Here is an 18,042-nt window from a genome sequence, read left to right on the forward strand (position 1 = left end):
GGGGCGAATTCCGGAAATCCCTGTCACCCCCCGGCGGGACGGCTCTACGATCGGCTGCCCACCCGCCGTCTCGCGGCGGGCCCAGGCCCCACGGGAGTAACGGGGGACGCATCATGACGAGCGCTCCGCACCTGCTGCCCGAGGACCGCGCCGACTACGAGCGCGTCCTCGACGAAGCGCTGCGCACCGCGACCGACCGTCCGGAGCCGTCCGCGGCGGCCGCGCGGCTCGGCGCCGGGCAGCTCCGCGCCATGGCCCTGGACGCGGCCGCGCTGATCAACACGGCCGCGGCCGCCGAGTACGCGCACCTCGTCCGGGTGCGCGAGGAGCACCGCAGACCGTCCGGCCCCTCCGCAGGCCCCGGCTCCAACCCCGGCCCGCGGGGCGAGGTGACGCCCGGAGCGGGACTCGGCGTCGTCGTCACCGTCCTGACGCCCGTCCTGGCGGGGACGGCCGCGGTCGTCCTGCTGCTCCTCGGCTACGTGCTGCGGATGGTGGACCCCCCGCCGGACGTCGCCGGCCAGCTGCTCTCCGCCGGCTGGTTCTTCGCCGCCGTCACGGCCGCCGGGCTGCTCGCGGCGGGGGCCGCACTGCTGGTCACGGCCCTGCGCAACCACCCGGCCGAAGCGCACGCCACGGGAGCCACCGAACCGGACGAGGTCGCCCGCGCACGCGAGACGTGGCACCACGCCCTGCGGGAGCGCGGCGTCCTGCCGTTCCTGTACGAGGCGCTGGCCGCGTCGGACGCCCCTCCGGTGAGCTCGCAGGAAACCTCGACTCCGCACCCGCCATCCCCGGACCTCACCGCCCCGCACGCGGACTGACCCTCACCCGTCCCTTCGGGGCGGCCCGCTCGGTCGGGCCTCCCACCCCGGACGGGCCGCCCCCGCCGGGAGGTGGCTTCCCGGGCGTGGCACAGCGCGGCACCGCGGACACCGACCGGTCGCGGCCGACCGTCCGCCGGGCACCGCGATGGACGGTGACGGCTGACGTGGGCGAGGACATCGGCCTCGACGGCGACGAGGAGATGCACCACCTCCCCCGTCCGGCCCTGCTCTGCGCCGGGGGGCGGGCGCCCGCCAGGACGTAGCCGCCGGGAACGGCCGCCGCGTGTCCGCCCGTGAAGTGCCGGATCGTGCCGGGTCACACCAGGGGTGGTGCCGGGCTGGTGGGCCGGACGGCGACGGGGCGGACCCGCGACTCCCCCCTTGGGTCGCGGGTCCGCCCCGTGGTCGGGGCCGGGCGCCTACTCCGCGAGCGGGAGGTAGACCCGGTTGCCCGCGGCGGCGAACTCCGCGGACTTCTCGGCCATGCCGGCCTCGATCTCGTCCTGCCCGAGGTCGCCGCCGTGCTCGCGCCGGATGTCCTGCGAGATCTTCATCGAGCAGAACTTCGGCCCGCACATGGAGCAGAAGTGAGCCGTCTTGGCGGGCTCCGCCGGCAGCGTCTCGTCGTGGAACGCTCGCGCCGTGTCGGGGTCGAGCGCCAGGTTGAACTGATCCTCCCAGCGGAACTCGAAGCGCGCGTCCGACAGCGCGTCGTCCCACTCCTGGGCGCCCGGGTGCCCCTTGGCGAGGTCCGCCGCGTGCGCCGCGATCTTGTACGTGATGACACCGGTCTTCACGTCGTCGCGGTTCGGCAGGCCGAGGTGCTCCTTGGGCGTGACGTAGCAGAGCATCGCGGTGCCCCACCAGGCGATCATCGCCGCGCCGATGCCCGAGGTGATGTGGTCGTACGCCGGGGCGACGTCCGTCGTCAACGGGCCGAGCGTGTAGAACGGCGCCTCCTCGCAGATCTCCTGCTGGAGGTCGATGTTCTCCTTGATCTTGTGCATCGGGACGTGACCCGGGCCCTCGATCATCGTCTGGACGTTGTGCCGCTTGGCGATCCGGTTCAGCTCGCCGAGCGTGCGCAACTCCGCGAACTGCGCCTCGTCGTTGGCGTCCGCGATCGAACCGGGGCGCAGACCGTCGCCGAGCGAGTACGTCACGTCGTACGCGGCGAGGATCTCGCAGAGCTCCTCGAAGTTCTCGTAGAGGAACGACTCCTTGTGGTGCGCGAGACACCACGCGGCCATGATCGATCCACCGCGGGAGACGATGCCGGTCTTGCGGCGGGCCGTGAGCGGCACGTACCGGAGCAGGACGCCCGCGTGCACGGTCATGTAGTCGACGCCCTGTTCGGCCTGCTCGATGACCGTGTCCTTGTAGACCTCCCAGGAGAGCTCCTCCGCCCGGCCGTCCACCTTCTCCAGCGCCTGGTAGAGCGGCACCGTGCCGATGGGGACGGGGGAGTTGCGCAGCACCCACTCGCGGGTGGTGTGGATGTTGCGGCCCGTGGAGAGATCCATGACCGTGTCGGCGCCCCAGCGGGTCGCCCAGGTCATCTTCTCGACCTCCTCCTCGATGGAGGAGGTGACGGCGGAGTTGCCGATGTTGGCGTTGACCTTCACCAGGAACCGCTTGCCGATGATCATCGGCTCGATCTCCGGGTGGTTGACGTTGGCCGGGAGCACCGCCCGCCCGGCCGCGATCTCGTCACGCACGACCTCCGGCGCGACGTTCTCGCGGAGGGCGACGTACTCCATCTCCGGTGTGATCTCGCCACGGCGGGCGTACGCGAGCTGGGTCACGGCCTGGCCGTCCCGGCCGCGCCGGGGCTGGCGCGGGCGGCCCGGGAAGACGGCGTCGAGGTTGCGCAGACCGCCACGGGGCGACGTGTGCTTGATGCCGTCGTCCTCCGGGCGCACCGGGCGTCCGGCGTACTCCTCGGTGTCGCCGCGGGCCACGATCCAGTTCTCCCGGAGGGGCGGCAGGCCGCGGCGAACGTCGGTCTCGACGTTCGGATCGGTGTACGGCCCGGACGTGTCGTAGAGCGTGACGTCCTTGCCGTTGGTGAGGTGCACCTGCCGGACCGGCACGCGGAGATCGGGGCGCGAGCCCTCGAGGTACCCCTTGTGCCAGCCGATGGACTTCCCGCTCTCCTCGGTGCTGTCGGAGGCAGGCGTGCGTGCGTCCTGAACGGTCATCCTGACCTACTCCCTACGCCGGCATTACCCGGTAACAGGTTCGGCGGTCGGCGCAGCGGCTCCCGTCGGCGAGGTTTCACGTGAAACATCGCGTGGACGGAGGTCAGCGCCCTCTCAGCCCGGTGCTCCGAGCTCCCGCGTGTGCAAAGGTGCCACCACGCTAGCGCCCTTCCGGCCACGCTGAACAGGGGGCCCCTGCCGTTCTTGCGATGATCGGTGGGTGACTTCCTCGCATCAGCACCCGGAGAACGGGTCGGGACACGGCCCCGAGCACGGTCCTGGGCACCACCCGGAACCCGACGCGCTCGCGCATGTCCACACCCACGCCCACGGCCCCGCCGCACCCGTATCGCACCACCTGCGCAAGGTCATCGCGGCGGTGTTGATTCCCTTCGCCACGGCGGTGCTCGTCGGCCTCGCCGTCCTCTGGCCGGGCGGCGCCCCGGCCCACGAACGCACCGGCGTCGGCTTCGACCGGCAGACCGAACGGGGTGAGGTCGTCCGCGTCGAGCAGGTCGACTGCAAGGACGTGAACGCCGCGCAGGTCCCGCCGACCGGTGACACCACCACACCCCAGGGTCGGGAGGCGGTCAACGCCCAGCAGGGCCAGTGCAAGCGCGTCACCATCGAGGTGACGAGCGGACAGGACGAGGGCCGCCGCTTCACGGAGATCGTCCAACCGGACGCACCGCGCCAGTTGGAGCAGGGGCAGGGCGTCGTGGTGGCGTTCGCGCCGGACGCGCCGGAGGACCTGCAGTACTCGGTGACGGACGTCGACCGACGCTTCCCGCTGATCCTGCTGGCCGCCGCCTTCGCCTTGGCCGTGGTCGCCGTGGGGCGGTTGCGGGGCCTGATGGCGCTGATCGCCCTCGGTACGAGCTTCGTCTTCCTGACCTTCTTCATCCTCCCCGCGATCCTCCAAGGGTCGAACCCGTTGGTGGTGGCGGTGGTCGGATCGAGCGCGATCATGCTCATCGCGCTCTACCTGAGTCATGGCCTGAGCGCGCGGACCTCGGTCGCCGTCCTCGGCACACTGATCTCGCTGCTGCTGATCGGTCTGCTCGGTTCCCTCTTCATCGGCTGGGCCAGGCTCACCGGGAACACGGACGACTACACCGGACTGATCCACGGGCTGTACCCGGGCATCGACATGTCGGGTCTGCTGCTCGCCGGCGTCATCATCGGATCGCTCGGCGTGCTCGACGACGTGACGGTCACACAGACGTCCGCCGTGTGGGAACTGCACCAGGCGGACCCGAAGATGGGCCCGCGCGCGCTGTACCGGGCGGGCATCCGGATCGGCCGCGACCACATCGCGTCGGTGGTGAACACGCTGGTCCTGGCCTACGCGGGCGCCGCACTGCCGCTGCTGCTGCTCTTCTCGATCGCGCAGAGCAGCGTGGGGTCGGTGGCCAACAGCGAGCTGGTGGCCCAGGAGATCGTCCGGACGCTGGTCGGCTCCATCGGCCTCGTGGCGTCTGTGCCGGTCACGACGGGCCTGGCGGCCCTGGTGGTCTCGGCCGACCGGCCCTCCGCACCGGGCGGGCCGGCTCGTACGGGACGGGGCCGCCGCCGCAAGAAGTGACCCCGGCGGCCCCGGTCCGGGGCCGCCGGACCGGGTGCCGACCGGTGTACCGGGACGATCAGCCCGCGTTCTCGGCGAGGATGCGTCCGAGGGCCTCGTCCAGGCCCTCGTCGAAGTCGCCGAGCGCGCTCTCCTGACCGAGGGGCACCAGCTTGTCGGTGCGGTCGAGGAAAGCGACCAGGGGCGGCGCGCTGGCGCGGAACAGCGCCTGGTCGGGGCCCACGCGCAGCCGGATGTGGACGTCGGACAGATGGTCCTCGTCCGCGGTCGGCTCGACCCGCACGTCGCCTTCCCCGGTGGCGCTGTTGATGCCGTCGAGGAGGAGCTCGCGACCGAAGGTCCAGGTCACGGGGGCGTCACCGGGCAGGTGGAACGTCATTCGGACGGCGAAGGGGTCTCTCGTCTCGTACCCCAGCTCGACCGGGATCCTGAAGGAGAGCTCGTCCGAGACGATGAAGCTCATCAGGACCTCGGCCTGGACCGACTCGCGCATCATGTACCCCGCTGTAGATGAATGTCTTGAAGCAGTTCTCAAAGCAGTGGAGAGCGGAAAACTGGCCAGGATTGATCCCCCCTGGCCCTCTTGACGTAATGCTGCTGCACGCGCTAACGGATCACAAGGAGTGATTTTTCAGATACTGATAGAGAAGGCGAGCGAACCCAGCAGTGCGCTGATTTCGCTGCGTAGTTGCTCGACTGCAGGGAGCAACCTATCTTCCGCGTGCAAGGGTACAGAAATGGCCATCGCCGCGGTGGTGGTTCCGGCAGTGATGGGGATGGCGGCGCAGACGGTCCCGAGCGCGTACTCCTGCCGCTCGACGAGGGGGTCCTCCACCCCACCGCGGTCGAGACGTTCCAGGAGAGTCCGGTGGTCACGGACGGTGTAGGGCGTGATGGCCTGCACGGGATGGCGCTCCAGGTGGTCCCGGCGCTCCCGGTCACCGAGCTGGCTGAGCAGGCACTGGCCGATCGCGTGGGCGTGACCGGTCGCACGGAAGTCCGCCCATTCGGCGACGGCGGGCGCGGCGGGCGTGTCGGAGACGGCGACGAGCTCGATCTCGCCGTCCCGGTAGACCGCGAAGTACACGGGAACGCCGATGGCGTCCCGCCAGCGGGCGAGACAGTCCTCGATCTTGGTGCGACGATTCTGCAGCGTCCCGGCACCGGCCAGCCGGTGGGCGGCCTCACCGAGGGTGAACACACCTCGGTCACGCAGCAGGTAACCCTCGTGCGTCAGGGTGCGCAGCAGGTGGTAAGCGGTGGGCAGCGGCAGCCCGGTCTCTCGCGCGAGCTGCTTGGCGGGGGCCCCGCCCTCGTGGGACCCCACCGCCTCGAGCAGTCGCAGGGCGCGCTGCACCGAGCCGATGAGAGTCGGGGCAGTGGTAGTCGAAGCCATGACCGAAGGACACCCCCTGGGCATGTCGCCCATGAGCGGTCACCGCTGGAGCCCCTGGATGCGTCTCGGCGCGACCCTGCACATTGCGCCGCATACAGTCGCAACAGTCGTACAAACCGCTGGTAGGGCGTTCAGTCAGCCCCTGATTCCAAGGGCCGCGGAAGCCCTGCCACTCTAATGGCAGCCTCCGTTCGGGGGTGCCTTCCGGAGGCGGCGTTCCCCCGGGCGGCCTAACGCCCGGGGCGGTTCACCAGCCGTCGCGGGTGGAGGACGACGAGGACGACGACGAGCCCGTGAACTTCCGCACGACGTACACGAGTCCGCCGACCAGCGCCACGAACATCAGTGCCTTGAACAGCAGGCTGACCACGAAGTAGACGGCGCTCGCGATCAGACCGCCGAAGACGACCACGGCGATGACCGGTATGGCCACCCACTTCACCCACCAGGGCAGGCCCCGCAGGAGTTCCTTTACCGCCATCTCGTCCGCCTCGTCTCTCTCGCGTCTGCCACGTCGTTCCGTGTGGACGCCTCCGATGCTAGGCGCGGTCGGTGCCCGGCGGGGGCCCCGCAGCCCTTGGACTCCCCTGAACCTCCCCCTAGGGAGCGTCGGGGTCGACCCGCCCTTCCGGTAGCCCCTCGGGAGGAGGCCGTCAGCCCTCGGGCGGCGAGAACACCACCATGACCCGCAGGTCCTCGGTCACGTGGTGGAAGCGGTGCGGGACCCCGGCCGGCACGTAGACCACACTGCCGCGCCCGACCTGCGTCGTCTCGTCTCCGACCGTGATCGAGGCCCGCCCGCTGACGACGAAGTAGACCTCGTCCTCCTTGTGCGGCTGCTGCGGGTCCCGTTGCCCCGCGTCGAGCGCGTACAGCCCGACCGACATGTTCCGCTCGCGCAGGAACTGGAGGTACGCGCCGTCATGGGCGGCGCGCTCCGCCTCCAGCTCGTCCAGTCGGAATGCCTTCATCGCCGTTCGTCCCCGCCCTCATGGTGATCGTGTCTGCCACGATCAGACACATGATGAATTTCGTAGTCAAGACGCTCGCGAACGCGGGCGCGCTGGCCGTCGCGATCTGGTTGCTGGACGACATCACGCTCACCGGCGACAGCACGGGCCGCAAGGCCCTGACGCTGGTGCTCGTCGCCCTGGTCTTCGGCGTGGTGAACATCCTCGTCAAGCCGCTCGTGAAACTCCTCACGCTGCCGCTCTTCGTCCTCACCCTCGGCCTGTTCACCCTCATCGTCAACGCCCTGATGCTGCTGCTGACGTCCTGGCTCGCGGACAAGCTGGACCTCAGCTTCCACGTGGAGGGCTTCTGGACCGCCGTGCTCGGCGGCCTGATCATCTCCGTCGTCTCCTGGGCCCTCAACGTCGTGCTCCCCGACGGTCGCGACTGATGGCGTCCGTACCCGGAACGGGCGAAGGCACAGGCGAGGGAACGGGCGCCGGTACCGGTGAGGGGACCCGGGCCGTACGGGCCGGCCTGCCGGAGCCCCGCAAGCACGAACCGACCCTTCCGGGCCCGGTGTTCGCCGCCCACTACCACCTGTCGGGCGAGCCGACCGGCCCGTACACCTACGGTCGCGACGAGAACCCGACCTGGACGCTGCTGGAACGGGCCATCGGCGAACTGGAGGCCCCGGGGGACGACGCGGCGGAGACGGTGGTCTTCGCCTCCGGCATGGCCGCGATCTCCTCGGTGCTCTTCTCACAGCTCGCGGCCGGTGACGCGATCGTCCTCCCGGCCGACGGCTACCAGGCCCTGCCCCTGGTCGCCGACCAGTTGACCACGTACGGGATCGAGGTCCGCACGGCGCCCACCGGCGGTGACGCCCAACTGTCAGCCCTGGACGGCGCGAAGCTGCTCTGGCTCGAGACCCCCTCCAACCCGGGGCTCGACGTGTGCGACGTCCGGCGTCTGGTGGCGGCCGCGCACGAGGCCGGCGCGCTGGTCGCCGTCGACAACACACTGGCCACGCCGCTCGGGCAGCGTCCCCTGGCCCTGGGCGCCGACTTCTCCGTGGCCAGTGACACCAAGGGTCTGACCGGCCACGGCGACGTCCTGCTCGGCCACGTCACCACCGCGGACGCCGCGCTCGCCGCCGGGGTACGCCGTTGGCGGAAGATCGTCGGCGCGATCCCCGGGCCGATGGAGGCGTGGCTCGCCCACCGCTCGCTGGCCACGCTCCACCTCCGTGTCGACCGGCAGTGCGCCAACGCCCTCGCCCTCGCCGAGGCCCTGGCGGAACGCGACGACGTGACCGGGCTGCGGTACCCGGGCCTGCCGGGCGATCCGTCACACCGGGTGGCGGCCGCGCAGATGCGCCGCTTCGGGTCGGTGGTCTCGTTCGTCCTCGCCGACCGCGAGCGCGCGGAGCGGTTCCTGGACGCGTTGCGCCTGGTGGACGACGCCACGAGCTTCGGCGGGGTCCGCTCGACGGCCGAGCGGCGCGGGCGGTGGGGCGGCGACGCGGTGCCGGCCGGGTTCATCAGGTTCTCGGTCGGCGCCGAGGACCCGGACGACCTGGTAGCGGACGTCCTGCGCGCCCTGGACGCGGCGGCCGGGCCGCACTGACGGGACCGACACGGCCGGCAGGGCCCACCGGGCCGGAGGGCCGACCGAGCGAGCAGGGCTCACCGAACGGACAGCTGAGGCCCTCGCCGGGGGGACCGGTGGACGGGCGGTCCGAGCCTCCCCCCTCGTGGCTCGGACCACCCACCCGGTGCGCCGGAATCCGGCCCGGACCGGGCTAGTTGACTCTACGTCAGTGGCCCATCACGCTGACGACAGCGCCCTATCGACATATTTATAGTTGTACGGCTTCGGGGAAGGCGCTTACCGAGGAGAGGGAGGGGCATGGATCTCGGCCTGTTGCGGACCTTCGTCACGGTGCACCGAGCCGGCTCCTTCACCCGTGCCGCAGCCCTCCTCGGACTCTCCCAGCCGGCCGTCACCAGCCAGATCCGCACGCTGGAACGGCAGCTGGGACGCCCGCTGTTCCTGCGACAGGCCCGCGGCGTCACGCCGACCACCGTCGGCGACGAACTGGCCCACCGCGCCGCACCCCACCTCGACGCCCTCGTCGAGATCTCCGAGACGGGGGTGCACGGGCGGGTCGGGACGCGCACCCTCCACCTCGCCGGACCGCCGGAGTTCGTCGCGTTGCGAGCGTTACCGGCCCTGGCGCCGCTCGTCGCCGAGGGCCTCACCCTGCGGACGTCGCTGTTCGGCGCCGCCGAGGAGTGTCTGGACGGGCTGGCCGCCGGTCGGCACGACCTGGCCGTGGCCACGGCGCGGCCGCGTGGCGGCCTGCTCACCGCGAGACCGCTCTGCGACGAGGAGCACGTCCTCGTGGCCGCCCCGCGCTGGGCCGCGCGCCTGGCCCCGGAGACCCTGCTGAGCCGCGGGTCCGTGGTGCTGGAGCAACTCCCCGTGGTCGAGGTCCACGAGTCGCTGCCCTTCGTGTCCCGCTACTGGGCCGCTGTCTTCGAGTCGAAGCCCGCCGCCACGGGCACGGTCGTCGTGCCCGACCTGCGGGCGGTCCTGGAGAGCGCCGCCGCCGGTGCGGGACTCGCCGTGCTTCCGCGCTACCTGTGCGAGGACGCCCTGCGCAGCGGCCGCCTCGTCGCCCTCCTGGACCCGCCGGTGCCGCCACTGCGCACGTACTTCCTGGTCGTGCGCACCGGGACGCTGGCCCTGGCGCACATCGCCCGGGCGCACGAGGTTCTGCTACGGGCTGCGGCGGCGTGGTGACGGCCGTCGGGCCGTGACACGAGCCGCGGGTTGAGGAGCCGCGTGCGTCCGGAGCCGGGGGGTGACGGGAGGCAGCCGGGTGGTGACGGCTCGCCACCGCTGGGTCACGTGCGGCGGTTACCCGGCGGTCGGTCTTCCCTGGCGGGTTTCAAGCAGTACGCCACGGGCCATTGTCCTGCCATGACCGAACGTCCAGTGGTCAAGCGCACCGCCCGCGCCGTCCTCCTCGACGGCGACGATCTGATCCTGATCAAGCGGACCAAGCCCGGAATGGATCCCTACTGGCTCACGCCGGGCGGCGGTGTCGAACCGAGCGACGCGACCGTCGTCGACGCACTCCACCGCGAGGTGCACGAGGAGCTCGGCGCCAAGATCACCGACGTGGTGCCGTGTTTCGTGGACACCGTCGAGCACATCGAGGACGGCGGCGTCTCGGGCGTGAAGGTGCAGCACTTCTTCGTCTGCCGGCTGGAGTCGATGGACCCCGGCCAGCGGCACGGGCCGGAGGTCGACGAGCCGGTCGGCGAGTACGAGATCGTCCGGATCCCGTTCACCAGGGTCGGCATCGCCGCCGTGCACCTCGTGCCGCTGTCACTGCGGCACTACCTCGACGGCAACATCGAGGGCGTCCGCGCCATGCACGCGCCCGACCTGGGCTGAGGATCCGGCTCCTGCCGAGGTTCCGGTCCTCCCACTGCCGGGGTCCCGCCCGCTGCGGAGGTTCCGCCCCACTGCCTGGGTCCCGCCCCCCTGCCGGTTTCCCCCGGTGTCGAGCCGTCGGCCTGGTGCGAGCCCGCAGTTGCGACGCCCGGTGACCGCGCCGTCCGACACCACCGCCCGCGACCTCAGCCGGCCGCCGCGACGAGCTCGTCCAGCGAGTCGTGGCGGATGCGCTCGTACGGGACTCCCACCCCCCGCAGCGCGTCGACCCCACTGCGGATCATGCCGGGCGGGCCGGACAGGTAGGCGTGGTACTCGTCCCAGGGGCCGTGCGTGCGGACCACGTCCGGCAGCTGGCTTTTGCCGTCGACCACGGCACGCACCTCCAGCCAAGGGTGGGCCTGCCGGAGCCGCAGCATGGTGTCGATGTCGTACAGGTCGTGATCCGTGCGGGCGCCGTAGAAGACCTCGACGGGCCGGCGCCGTCCGTGTTCGACGACGTCCTCCACCAGTGCCTTGATCGGCGCTATGCCGGTGCCGCCGCCCAGGCAGAGCAGTCCGCTGTCGGACGTGTGGTCGACGGTCATCGACCCGGCCGGCGGACCGAGCCGCAGGATGTCACCCGGGCGGGCGCGGTGGACCAGCGCGTTCGACACCCAGCCCGCCGGTACCGCCTTCACGTGGAACGTCAACAGCCCGTCGGGACGCGGGGCGGCGGCGAACGAGTAGTGCCGCCACACCCGCGGCCACCAGGGCGTCTCCAGGCTGGCGTACTGACCGGCAAGGAAGGGGTACGGCTGGTCGGGGCGCACGGTCACGACGGCTATGTCGGGCGTCCTCAGCTCGTGCGCCACCACTTCGGCGTGCCACCAGGGCGGCCCCTTCCGCTCGTCGTCGGCCGCCGCGTCGATCATGATCTGCGAGATGGTGGTGTAGGTGCGGATCCAGGCGGCCTCCGTCTCTCCGTCCCAGGTACGGGTGGCGTACCGGGTCAGCGCGCCGATCAGGGCCTCTCCCACGGCGGGGTAGTGAGCGGCCTGCGTGCCGTACTTCCGGTGGCCGCGACCGAGGTGCCGGAGGTAGTCGGTGAGTACGGCCGGGTCGTCCATGTGCTCCGCGGCCGTCAGCAGGGCTCTGAGGAGGCGGTCCCGCTGGGCATCCATCGCCACGGGGAAGAGGTCGCGCAGGGGCGGATGGCGTACGAAGAGCAGGGCGTAGAAGTACGAGGTCATCTGATCGGCCACGGGGGCTACCTCGGCGAGGGTGCGCCGAATGCGTATCGCGTCCGGCGACCCCGACGCGGCCGTGGCGGTGGCCTCGGGCGGCCCCGCGGCGGCAGGAGGCGCGGGCGGTGGCTGCGTGGGGGACGCCGCGGGCGGGTGCACCCGTTCACCACCGGGCGACGCCGGAGCGCCGCTCGGCGGGCCGGCGGGTGTGCGTGGCGTGAACCATCCGCCCGCTGCACCGTGGTCCCCGGCTGAGCTTTCTGCGCCTCCGGGGCCGGAGGGGTCCCGGCCGGCCGGTGTGGTGGTCGCAGCGTTCATAGAGTGCCTCGCCTCGAACTCGTCTGACGATCTGTTCCCGCACTGCCGTCGGCTCGGTTCGCCGTGAGCGCATCATGACAGGCGCCACGGCCGACCGGTCCGAGTGCGGGAAGCCCCGTTCTTCGTACCCGCTTCCCCGTGAGGCTGCACAACCCCCATGCCATGGGTTGACCGTCAGGATCTGCACAGAGCCGGTTCGCGATCTCCACGCCGACCGGCTCCGTGCGCCCCGGACATCGGAAGGCCCGGCCACCGGCGCACGGTGTTTCACGTGAAACCACATGCGCCGGGGCGCCAGGACGGACGGTCCTGCCGTCCTGGCGCCCCGGTGGTCACGTATCGGACCCGGTGCCGACTTTCGCCGCTCAGCCCGCGCCGATTCCACCGGTGCCGGTCACTGCCGGGGGGCGGCCACGGCCACCGGCTCGGCCGCCGCACCGGCGACGGTCCCGGCCCCGGCCACGACACGGGAGGCGCCACGCCGGTCGCGGCGCTCCAGTGCACCGGACAGCACCGCGAGGGCCAGGGCCGACCCGGCGAGCAGCGCGCCGACCCCGTTGGGGGCCGTGATGCCCCAGCCGGCCGCGATGACCAGGCCGCCGAGCCAGGCCGCGAGGGCGTTGCCGAGGTTGAACGCCCCGATGTTCACGGCGGACGCGAGGGTCGGGGCCCCGGACGCCTGGTCCAGGACACGCTTCTGCAGGGGCGGTACGGTGGCGAAGCCGAGGGCACCGATCAGCGTGAGGGTGACCGCGGCGGCGATCTTGTCCTGGGCGGTGACGGTGAACAGGGCGAGCAGCAGGGCGAGGGCTCCGAGTGACACGTAGAGCATCGGCATCAACGCACGGTCGGCGAAACGGCCGCCCACGAGGTTGCCGCCCACCATGCCGAGGCCGAAGAGGACGAGCAGCCAGGTGACGGAGCCGTCGTCGAAGCCGGCGGCCTCGGTCAACATCGGCGTGATGTACGTGATCGCAGCGAAGACGCCACCGAAGCCGAGCACGGTCATCGCCATGGCGAGCAGGACTTGGACGTTGCGGAACGCGGCCAGCTCGTGGCGCAGGCGCACGCCCTCGGAACGCGGCTGCTCGGGCACGAGGCGGGCGATGCCGAGCAGGCCCAGCACGCCGAGCGCGGCGACGATCAGGAAGGTGGCACGCCAGCCGGCGGTCTGACCGACGAACGTGCCGAGCGGCACGCCGATGACATTGGCCACCGTCAGCCCGGTGAACATCATCGCGATGGCGCCCGCTTTCTTCTGCGGCGCGACCAGGTCGGCGGCCACGACCGCGCCGATGCCGAAGAAGGCGCCGTGGGCGAGGGAGGCGACGACCCGGCCGGCCAGCATGGCGCCGAAGGTGGGGGCGAGGGCGGACAGTACGTTGCCCACGACGAAGAGGACCATCAGCAGCATGAGCATGCGCTTGCGTGAGATGCGCGTGCCGAGCACGGTCATGAGCGGGGCCCCGAGGACCACCCCGAGCGCGTAACCCGTGACCAGGAATCCTGCGGTGGGGATGGACACCCCGTAGTCGGCGGCGACCTCCGGAAGCAGCCCCATGATCACGAACTCCGTCGTGCCGATCCCGAAGGCCCCGATGGCCAGGGCGAGGAGCGCGAGCGGCATGGACAGCCCCTTCCAGGTGATTGCATTGGCGCTTTACCAGCGAAAACAATAGTTGCATGCGCGTATTGATTGCAAGCGCGGGCTATTGCGGACGTCGTCTATCCTGAGGAGAAGCGTCCCGGTACCGAGGACACGAGCGGCGGAGAGGGAGAGCGATGACAGCGACAGACCCGTCACTGACGGCCCTCGCCCAGGGCTGGTGTGCGCTCTCACTGCTGCACGGCAGGATCGAGAGCCACGTCGAACGGGCCCTGGAGGGCGGGCACGGCCTCAGCGTGCGGGAGTACTCGCTCCTCGACGTCCTCAGCCGCCAGCACGACGGCCCGGGCGGACACCTCCAGATGAAGCAGGTCGCCGACGCCGTCGTACTGAGCCAGAGCGCGACCACCCGCCTGGTCACCCGGCTGGAGGACCGCGGGTTGCTCACCCGCTACCTCTGCGACACCGACCGCCGCGGCATCTACACCGACGTCACCCCGGCCGGGCAGGAGCTTCTCGCCGAGGCCCGGCCCACCCATGACGCCGCACTGCGCGAGGCACTGGACGAAGCCGGCCGGAAGCCGGAACTCGCCCCGCTGGTCAAAGCGCTCGAAGAGCTCAACAGCGCGGACTGACGGCGAGTAGCCTCCGATGCATGAACGATCTTGAGATTCGTCGTGCGACCGCGGTCGACGTCCCCGACATCGTGGCCATGCTCGCCGACGACCCGCTGGGCGCCGAGCGGGAGTCCCCCGACGACCTCGCCCCCTACCTCGCCGCGTTCGCGCGGGTGGAGGGCGACCCCCACCAGCATCTGGTCGTGGCCGTGCACAACCGGCGCGTCATCGGCACTCTGCACCTGACCGTCATCCCCGGTCTCTCCCGCCGCGGCGCGACCCGGGCCCTGATCGAGGCGGTACGGGTCCACGCCGACGCGCGGGGAAGCGGACTCGGCACCCACCTCATCGAGTGGGCGGTGGCCGAGTCCCGTCGCCAGGGTTGCGCACTCGTCCAGCTCACCTCGGACGTCACCCGCACCGACGCGCACCGGTTCTACGAGCGACTCGGGTTCACGGCCTCCCACGTCGGGTTCAAGATGGCACTCTGACCCCGTTCCACGCGACGCGAGCGGCGCCGTGGTGTTTCACGTGAAACCACAGCGTCGTCACGCTGTTCCACAGGAACATCAGGGGGCACCGCGCCATCCGCCCTCGTCCACCCCGCCCGGTACGGCGTCCCCCGGCTCGTAGGGCTCGCGGGTGAAGACGAATGACCCGAGGTCGAGATGGCTGACCGAGCCGTCCTCCCGCCGGACCACCCGGAGCACTTCGCCGTCGTAGTAGCCGTCGAGGCCGATCCAGCTGCCGTCCGGCCGGCGCCGGAACCGCGACCCGCGACCCGCCCCCCGCAACGGCCGCAACTCCACGCCACCGTCCGCGAGCAGCGCCAACCCGTACGCGTAGGTCCCCCAGTACCAGGGGCCCGTCAGCGCCAGCAGGACGTGGTCGGCCTCCGCAAGCGGTCGCCAGGGCCCCGGCAGGGGCGGCTCCGCCTCGGCGACGACGTTCACCAGGTCCGCGGCGAGCGCGCCGGCCTGCGGCCCGGAGGTCGCGTTGGCCAGGACGACGGCCGCGACGTCCTCCTCGACGCCGAACCACAGCCCGGCGACGTACCCGGGCAGCGAACCGGAATGCCCGGCGAGGCTGCGTCCGTTCCGTCGTGCGAGCTGCAGGCCGAGCCCGTAGCCCCCGTCCCAGTCACCCGCGACGGGCGGTGCCGCGGCCGTCCGCATCTCCCGCACGGACGAGGCCGACAGGACGCGGTCGTCCCCGACGGCGAGGAACGACGCGAACCGACAGAGGTCGGCGGCCGTCGCCCACAGCACCCCGGCCGGCGCCATCACCCCCAGGTCCTCAGCCGGTTCCGGCAGCAGCACGTCGGCCCACGGGTGCACCGCCCAGCCCTCGGCGTACGGCGCGACCGGCCGCGACGTCGTCCGCTCCATGCCCAGCGGCTCCAGCACCTCACCGCGCAGCGCCTCTTCCCACGGGACGCCGCGCACCGCGGCCACGAGCGCGCCCAGCAGCGTGTACCCGGGGTTCGAGTAGTGGTGGCGGCGGCCGGGCGGGTGCACCAGCGGTCGGTCACCGAGGACTTCGGGGAGGCCGGGACGCAGCCCGCCCGGAGTGCGCTCCCACCAGGGGCCGGGCGACTCCGCCGCCAGACCGCCGCTGTGGCCGAGGAGTTGTGCCACCGTCACCGCGCCCACCCCCGTACCCGGCAGGTGACGTTCCAGCGGGTCGTCGAGGTCCAGCAGCCCCTCGTCCCGCAACCGCATCACCAGTACGGCGGTGAACGGCTTGGTGATCGATCCGATGCGGTACTGGGTGTCGGCGGCGGACGCGACGTCGCCACGCGCCCCCGCCCACACCATGCGACCGCCGCGGGCGACGGCCGCGACGAGCGAGGGGGCCCGCCCTTCCGTCTGGGCGACGGCGATCCGGTGGAGCAGAGCGCGCTCCGTCGTGGGGAGCAACGCTGTGAAGGATGAGGTCATGGGCCCACATGTACCGCACGGCACGGAACCCTCCGCGTCGCCGGTGCGTCGACATCGGTGTACGGGACGATGGAGGGAGCTCGCATGTCGGTGACGCTGGGCGAGGAGATCATGCTGCTGTCGCTGGACGACGCGTCCGGTGTCGCGAAGGACCGCTCCTCCGCCGCGTGGGCCGTCGCGGGCGGCACCCTGCTGGAGCTCGCCGTGCGGTACCGGGTTCGCGTCGCCGGCGGCCTGGTGAGCGTCACCGACACGTCCGCGACCCGGGTTCCGTTGCTCGACGACCGGTTGGAGCGGCTCGCCGAATGGGCGGGACGCCGCGGCGGCGGCAAGGTCACCGACTGGCTGACGAAGGACCAGTCCACGGCCGTCCGGGCTACGGTCGGGAGCCTCTGCGACCGTGGCCTGATCGTCGAGGAGCGCCACCGCACGCTGGGGATCTTCCCGGTACGGCGCTATCCCGAGGCCGACGGCAGTGTGGAGCGCGAGCTGCGCGACCGCCTGAACCGGGTCGTGCTGGAGGGCAGCCGACCGGACGACCGCACCTCCGCGCTGGTCGCCCTCCTCCACGGTGCCCGGCTGCACGGCATCGCCTTCCCCGGGATGCCCCGCAAGGAGATCGAGCCGCGCATGGCCGCCATCGCCGAGGGCAAGTGGGTGGCCGACAGTGTGCGCAGGGCCATTCGTGACATGCAGGCCACGATGACCGCCATCACCACCACGACCGTCATCGTCGCCCTCTCCTGACCCGCCTCAGGCCGGCGACAGCAGCAGGTGCACGGCGAGGGCAGTGATCAGGACGCTGGCGACCATCGCGGTGGCCAGCCGCCCACGCGGACCGGTCAGTGCCCGGCCCAACAGGACACCGCCCCCGACGAGGAAGAGCTGCCAGCTGGCCGACGCCACGAAGGCCGCCCCCACGAACATCCCCTGTTCCAGGGCGCCCGGGTCCTGCGCCGACCGCCCGCCGAGCACGAGCGCGGCGAAGTAGACGACGGTCATGGGGTTGGCCAGGGTGATGCCCAGGAACGTCAGGTACGCCCGGAGCGGCCCCGGGGCGTCACCGGCGCCGTCACCCGCCAGCCCCGCGCCGTCGCGGTACGCGCGGACCGCGGCGGCGGCACCCCGGACCGCCAGGACGACCAGTACCAGGGCCGACGCCCACCGCAGCGGCACGGTCACCGGCTGGAGTACCGGTACGAGCGCCGCGCCGCCCGCCAGGGCGATCAGGGCGTACAGCCCGTCGGCCGTCGCCACGCCCAGCGCCGCGCCGACCCCCACGCGCCACGACGTCCGCGCGGACAGCGCCACCAAGCAGGCCCCGACGGCCCCCACCGGTACGGCGATCCCGTACCCGGCGAGCAACCCCGCGACCAGAGCGGCGATCACGCGACCGGATGCGTCGACCCCGCCCCCGGCCCCGCCTGCTGCTGGAGCCCCCGCCGCAGGACGACGGGAAGCGACAGGAACACGGGAACACGGATCGAGGTCATACCCGCATGGTCCGCAGACCCCTGATCCCCGGCAAACGATTTTCCCGGCCGCTCGCCGTGCTCGGAAGGATCCGAGGAACTCCTCGCGTCCCACCGCGCCGAACGGTCCGGGACCGTCTCATGGACGGTGTGGCGGGCCGCGATCTCGAGGTCCGCATGGCGGCGGCGAGCTGGTAGGCGTTGACACTGCCCGGAGGGTGCCGGGACCACTGCGCCACGTATCCACGACTCCTCTGGGACCGCCGCTGCGTCCTCGGCGTAGCCGGTGCGGGAGGAGCCGGCGGCTCGGCCGGAGTGCCCGTGCCCGCGCGCGCCGGTGCGCGGGCGATGGCCGACGCCATGCCCCCCCGGCCGGTCTTCCCACCACGCCGGAGCGTGCGGACCGCCGGCGTTCCGTCCTTCGTCATCTGTCCC

Annotated in this window: 19 protein-coding genes; 10 read left to right on the plus strand and 9 right to left on the minus strand. The window is 71.9% G+C overall.

From position 1 onward, the window contains the following. Positions 1–113: 113 nt before the first annotated feature. Together ACF053_RS10635 and ACF053_RS10640 are read left to right on the plus strand one after the other, a co-directional pair. Positions 114–824, plus strand: coding sequence for a hypothetical protein (locus ACF053_RS10635; protein ID WP_391953522.1), 711 nt, complete (start codon positions 114–116; stop codon positions 822–824). Between the two features lie 86 nt (positions 825–910). Continuing rightward, positions 911–1,090, plus strand: a complete 180-nt coding sequence (locus ACF053_RS10640; RefSeq protein WP_391953523.1) for a hypothetical protein — start codon at positions 911–913, stop codon at positions 1,088–1,090. A 156-nt stretch (positions 1,091–1,246) separates the two neighbouring features. Here the strand turns inward: ACF053_RS10640 and thiC are convergent, their stop codons facing one another. Next, positions 1,247–3,028: a phosphomethylpyrimidine synthase ThiC gene (thiC, locus tag ACF053_RS10645; protein ID WP_391953524.1), complete on the minus strand. Its 1,782-nt coding sequence runs from the start codon at positions 3,026–3,028 to the stop codon at positions 1,247–1,249. Positions 3,029–3,248: 220 nt separating this feature from the next. Here thiC and ACF053_RS10650 point away from each other — a divergent pair, with 220 nt between their 5' ends. After that, complete coding sequence (locus ACF053_RS10650) at positions 3,249–4,613, plus strand: YibE/F family protein (protein ID WP_391953525.1); 1,365 nt, start codon at positions 3,249–3,251, stop codon at positions 4,611–4,613. Positions 4,614–4,671: 58 nt separating this feature from the next. Here ACF053_RS10650 and ACF053_RS10655 read toward each other — a convergent pair whose 3' ends face one another. The 4 genes from ACF053_RS10655 to ACF053_RS10670 all read right to left on the minus strand — a co-directional run bounded on the left by ACF053_RS10655 (position 4,672) and on the right by ACF053_RS10670 (position 6,980). Further along, entirely contained in the window at positions 4,672–5,106 is a 435-nt protein-coding gene (locus ACF053_RS10655; RefSeq protein ID WP_058942076.1) for an SsgA family sporulation/cell division regulator, read from the minus strand. A 138-nt stretch (positions 5,107–5,244) separates the two neighbouring features. Beyond that, a complete protein-coding gene (locus ACF053_RS10660) occupies positions 5,245–6,009 on the minus strand; it encodes an IclR family transcriptional regulator (protein WP_391953526.1) in 765 nt (254 codons plus the stop codon). Between the two features lie 247 nt (positions 6,010–6,256). Then, positions 6,257–6,490: a DUF5326 family protein gene (locus ACF053_RS10665; RefSeq protein ID WP_391953527.1), complete on the minus strand. Its 234-nt coding sequence runs from the start codon at positions 6,488–6,490 to the stop codon at positions 6,257–6,259. A 172-nt stretch (positions 6,491–6,662) separates the two neighbouring features. Then, a complete protein-coding gene (locus tag ACF053_RS10670) occupies positions 6,663–6,980 on the minus strand; it encodes a cupin domain-containing protein (RefSeq protein WP_058942058.1) in 318 nt (105 codons plus the stop codon). A gap of 50 nt (positions 6,981–7,030) precedes the next feature. On the opposite strand from ACF053_RS10670, the gene ACF053_RS10675 reads away from it, so the two are divergent. The 4 genes from ACF053_RS10675 (at position 7,031) to ACF053_RS10690 (ending at position 10,428) form a co-directional block, all read left to right on the plus strand. Next, on the plus strand, positions 7,031–7,411 hold the full coding sequence (locus ACF053_RS10675) for a phage holin family protein (RefSeq protein ID WP_391953528.1): 381 nt from the start codon (positions 7,031–7,033) through the stop codon (positions 7,409–7,411). After that, on the plus strand, positions 7,411–8,589 hold the full coding sequence (locus tag ACF053_RS10680) for a cystathionine gamma-lyase (RefSeq protein ID WP_391953529.1): 1,179 nt from the start codon (positions 7,411–7,413) through the stop codon (positions 8,587–8,589). The genes ACF053_RS10675 and ACF053_RS10680 overlap by 1 nt, the downstream gene beginning before the upstream one ends. 282 nt (positions 8,590–8,871) lie before the next feature. After that, the gene (locus ACF053_RS10685) at positions 8,872–9,768 is read left to right on the plus strand and encodes a LysR family transcriptional regulator (protein WP_391953530.1); all 897 of its coding nucleotides are present in this window, start codon (positions 8,872–8,874) and stop codon (positions 9,766–9,768) included. Positions 9,769–9,948: 180 nt separating this feature from the next. Beyond that, on the plus strand, positions 9,949–10,428 hold the full coding sequence (locus tag ACF053_RS10690; RefSeq protein WP_058942062.1) for an NUDIX domain-containing protein: 480 nt from the start codon (positions 9,949–9,951) through the stop codon (positions 10,426–10,428). Positions 10,429–10,613: 185 nt separating this feature from the next. Here the strand turns inward: ACF053_RS10690 and ACF053_RS10695 are convergent, their stop codons facing one another. Then, positions 10,614–11,972 carry a globin domain-containing protein gene (locus tag ACF053_RS10695; RefSeq protein WP_391953531.1) on the minus strand — a complete coding sequence of 453 codons (1,359 nt, stop codon included), beginning with the start codon at positions 11,970–11,972 and terminating at the stop codon, positions 10,614–10,616. Between the two features lie 394 nt (positions 11,973–12,366). After that, positions 12,367–13,599 (minus strand): MFS transporter, encoded by a 1,233-nt coding sequence (locus ACF053_RS10700; protein WP_391953532.1) that lies wholly within the window; start codon positions 13,597–13,599, stop codon positions 12,367–12,369. 155 nt (positions 13,600–13,754) lie between these two features. On the opposite strand from ACF053_RS10700, the gene ACF053_RS10705 reads away from it, so the two are divergent. Both ACF053_RS10705 and ACF053_RS10710 read left to right on the plus strand, forming a co-directional pair. Continuing rightward, the gene (locus ACF053_RS10705; protein ID WP_391953533.1) at positions 13,755–14,213 is read left to right on the plus strand and encodes a MarR family winged helix-turn-helix transcriptional regulator; all 459 of its coding nucleotides are present in this window, start codon (positions 13,755–13,757) and stop codon (positions 14,211–14,213) included. A gap of 20 nt (positions 14,214–14,233) precedes the next feature. Continuing rightward, on the plus strand, positions 14,234–14,686 hold the full coding sequence (locus ACF053_RS10710) for a GNAT family N-acetyltransferase (RefSeq protein ID WP_391953534.1): 453 nt from the start codon (positions 14,234–14,236) through the stop codon (positions 14,684–14,686). 78 nt (positions 14,687–14,764) lie between these two features. Here the strand turns inward: ACF053_RS10710 and ACF053_RS10715 are convergent, their stop codons facing one another. Beyond that, on the minus strand, positions 14,765–16,135 hold the full coding sequence (locus ACF053_RS10715; protein WP_391953535.1) for a serine hydrolase domain-containing protein: 1,371 nt from the start codon (positions 16,133–16,135) through the stop codon (positions 14,765–14,767). An 84-nt stretch (positions 16,136–16,219) separates the two neighbouring features. On the opposite strand from ACF053_RS10715, the gene ACF053_RS10720 reads away from it, so the two are divergent. Then, positions 16,220–16,882, plus strand: a complete 663-nt coding sequence (locus ACF053_RS10720; protein ID WP_391953536.1) for a GOLPH3/VPS74 family protein — start codon at positions 16,220–16,222, stop codon at positions 16,880–16,882. A 6-nt stretch (positions 16,883–16,888) separates the two neighbouring features. Here the strand turns inward: ACF053_RS10720 and ACF053_RS10725 are convergent, their stop codons facing one another. Then, entirely contained in the window at positions 16,889–17,524 is a 636-nt protein-coding gene (locus ACF053_RS10725) for a LysE family transporter (RefSeq protein WP_391953537.1), read from the minus strand. Positions 17,525–18,042 lie beyond the last annotated feature (518 nt).

The sequence above is a fragment of the Streptomyces kanasensis genome (genome assembly GCF_043077165.1).
Classification (GTDB): Bacteria; Actinomycetota; Actinomycetes; order Streptomycetales; family Streptomycetaceae; genus Streptomyces; species Streptomyces changanensis.

Bases quoted from the DNA above. Each gene is read 5' to 3' on its own strand.
- ACF053_RS10710 (WP_391953534.1), top strand. From the start codon at position 14,234: ATGAACGATCTTGAGATTCGTCGTGCGACCGCGGTCGACGTCCCCGAC.
- ACF053_RS10705 (WP_391953533.1), top strand. From the start codon at position 13,755: ATGACAGCGACAGACCCGTCACTGACGGCCCTCGCCCAGGGCTGGTGT.
- ACF053_RS10665 (WP_391953527.1), bottom strand. From the start codon at position 6,490: ATGGCGGTAAAGGAACTCCTGCGGGGCCTGCCCTGGTGGGTGAAGTGG.
- ACF053_RS10695 (WP_391953531.1), bottom strand. From the start codon at position 11,972: ATGAACGCTGCGACCACCACACCGGCCGGCCGGGACCCCTCCGGCCCC.
- ACF053_RS10670 (WP_058942058.1), bottom strand. From the start codon at position 6,980: ATGAAGGCATTCCGACTGGACGAGCTGGAGGCGGAGCGCGCCGCCCAT.
- ACF053_RS10685 (WP_391953530.1), top strand. From the start codon at position 8,872: ATGGATCTCGGCCTGTTGCGGACCTTCGTCACGGTGCACCGAGCCGGC.
- ACF053_RS10655 (WP_058942076.1), bottom strand. From the start codon at position 5,106: ATGCGCGAGTCGGTCCAGGCCGAGGTCCTGATGAGCTTCATCGTCTCG.
- ACF053_RS10715 (WP_391953535.1), bottom strand. From the start codon at position 16,135: ATGACCTCATCCTTCACAGCGTTGCTCCCCACGACGGAGCGCGCTCTG.
- ACF053_RS10680 (WP_391953529.1), top strand. From the start codon at position 7,411: ATGGCGTCCGTACCCGGAACGGGCGAAGGCACAGGCGAGGGAACGGGC.
- ACF053_RS10635 (WP_391953522.1), top strand. From the start codon at position 114: ATGACGAGCGCTCCGCACCTGCTGCCCGAGGACCGCGCCGACTACGAG.
- ACF053_RS10660 (WP_391953526.1), bottom strand. From the start codon at position 6,009: ATGGCTTCGACTACCACTGCCCCGACTCTCATCGGCTCGGTGCAGCGC.
- ACF053_RS10690 (WP_058942062.1), top strand. From the start codon at position 9,949: ATGACCGAACGTCCAGTGGTCAAGCGCACCGCCCGCGCCGTCCTCCTC.
- ACF053_RS10675 (WP_391953528.1), top strand. From the start codon at position 7,031: ATGATGAATTTCGTAGTCAAGACGCTCGCGAACGCGGGCGCGCTGGCC.
- thiC (WP_391953524.1), bottom strand. From the start codon at position 3,028: ATGACCGTTCAGGACGCACGCACGCCTGCCTCCGACAGCACCGAGGAG.
- ACF053_RS10720 (WP_391953536.1), top strand. From the start codon at position 16,220: ATGTCGGTGACGCTGGGCGAGGAGATCATGCTGCTGTCGCTGGACGAC.
- ACF053_RS10700 (WP_391953532.1), bottom strand. From the start codon at position 13,599: ATGCCGCTCGCGCTCCTCGCCCTGGCCATCGGGGCCTTCGGGATCGGC.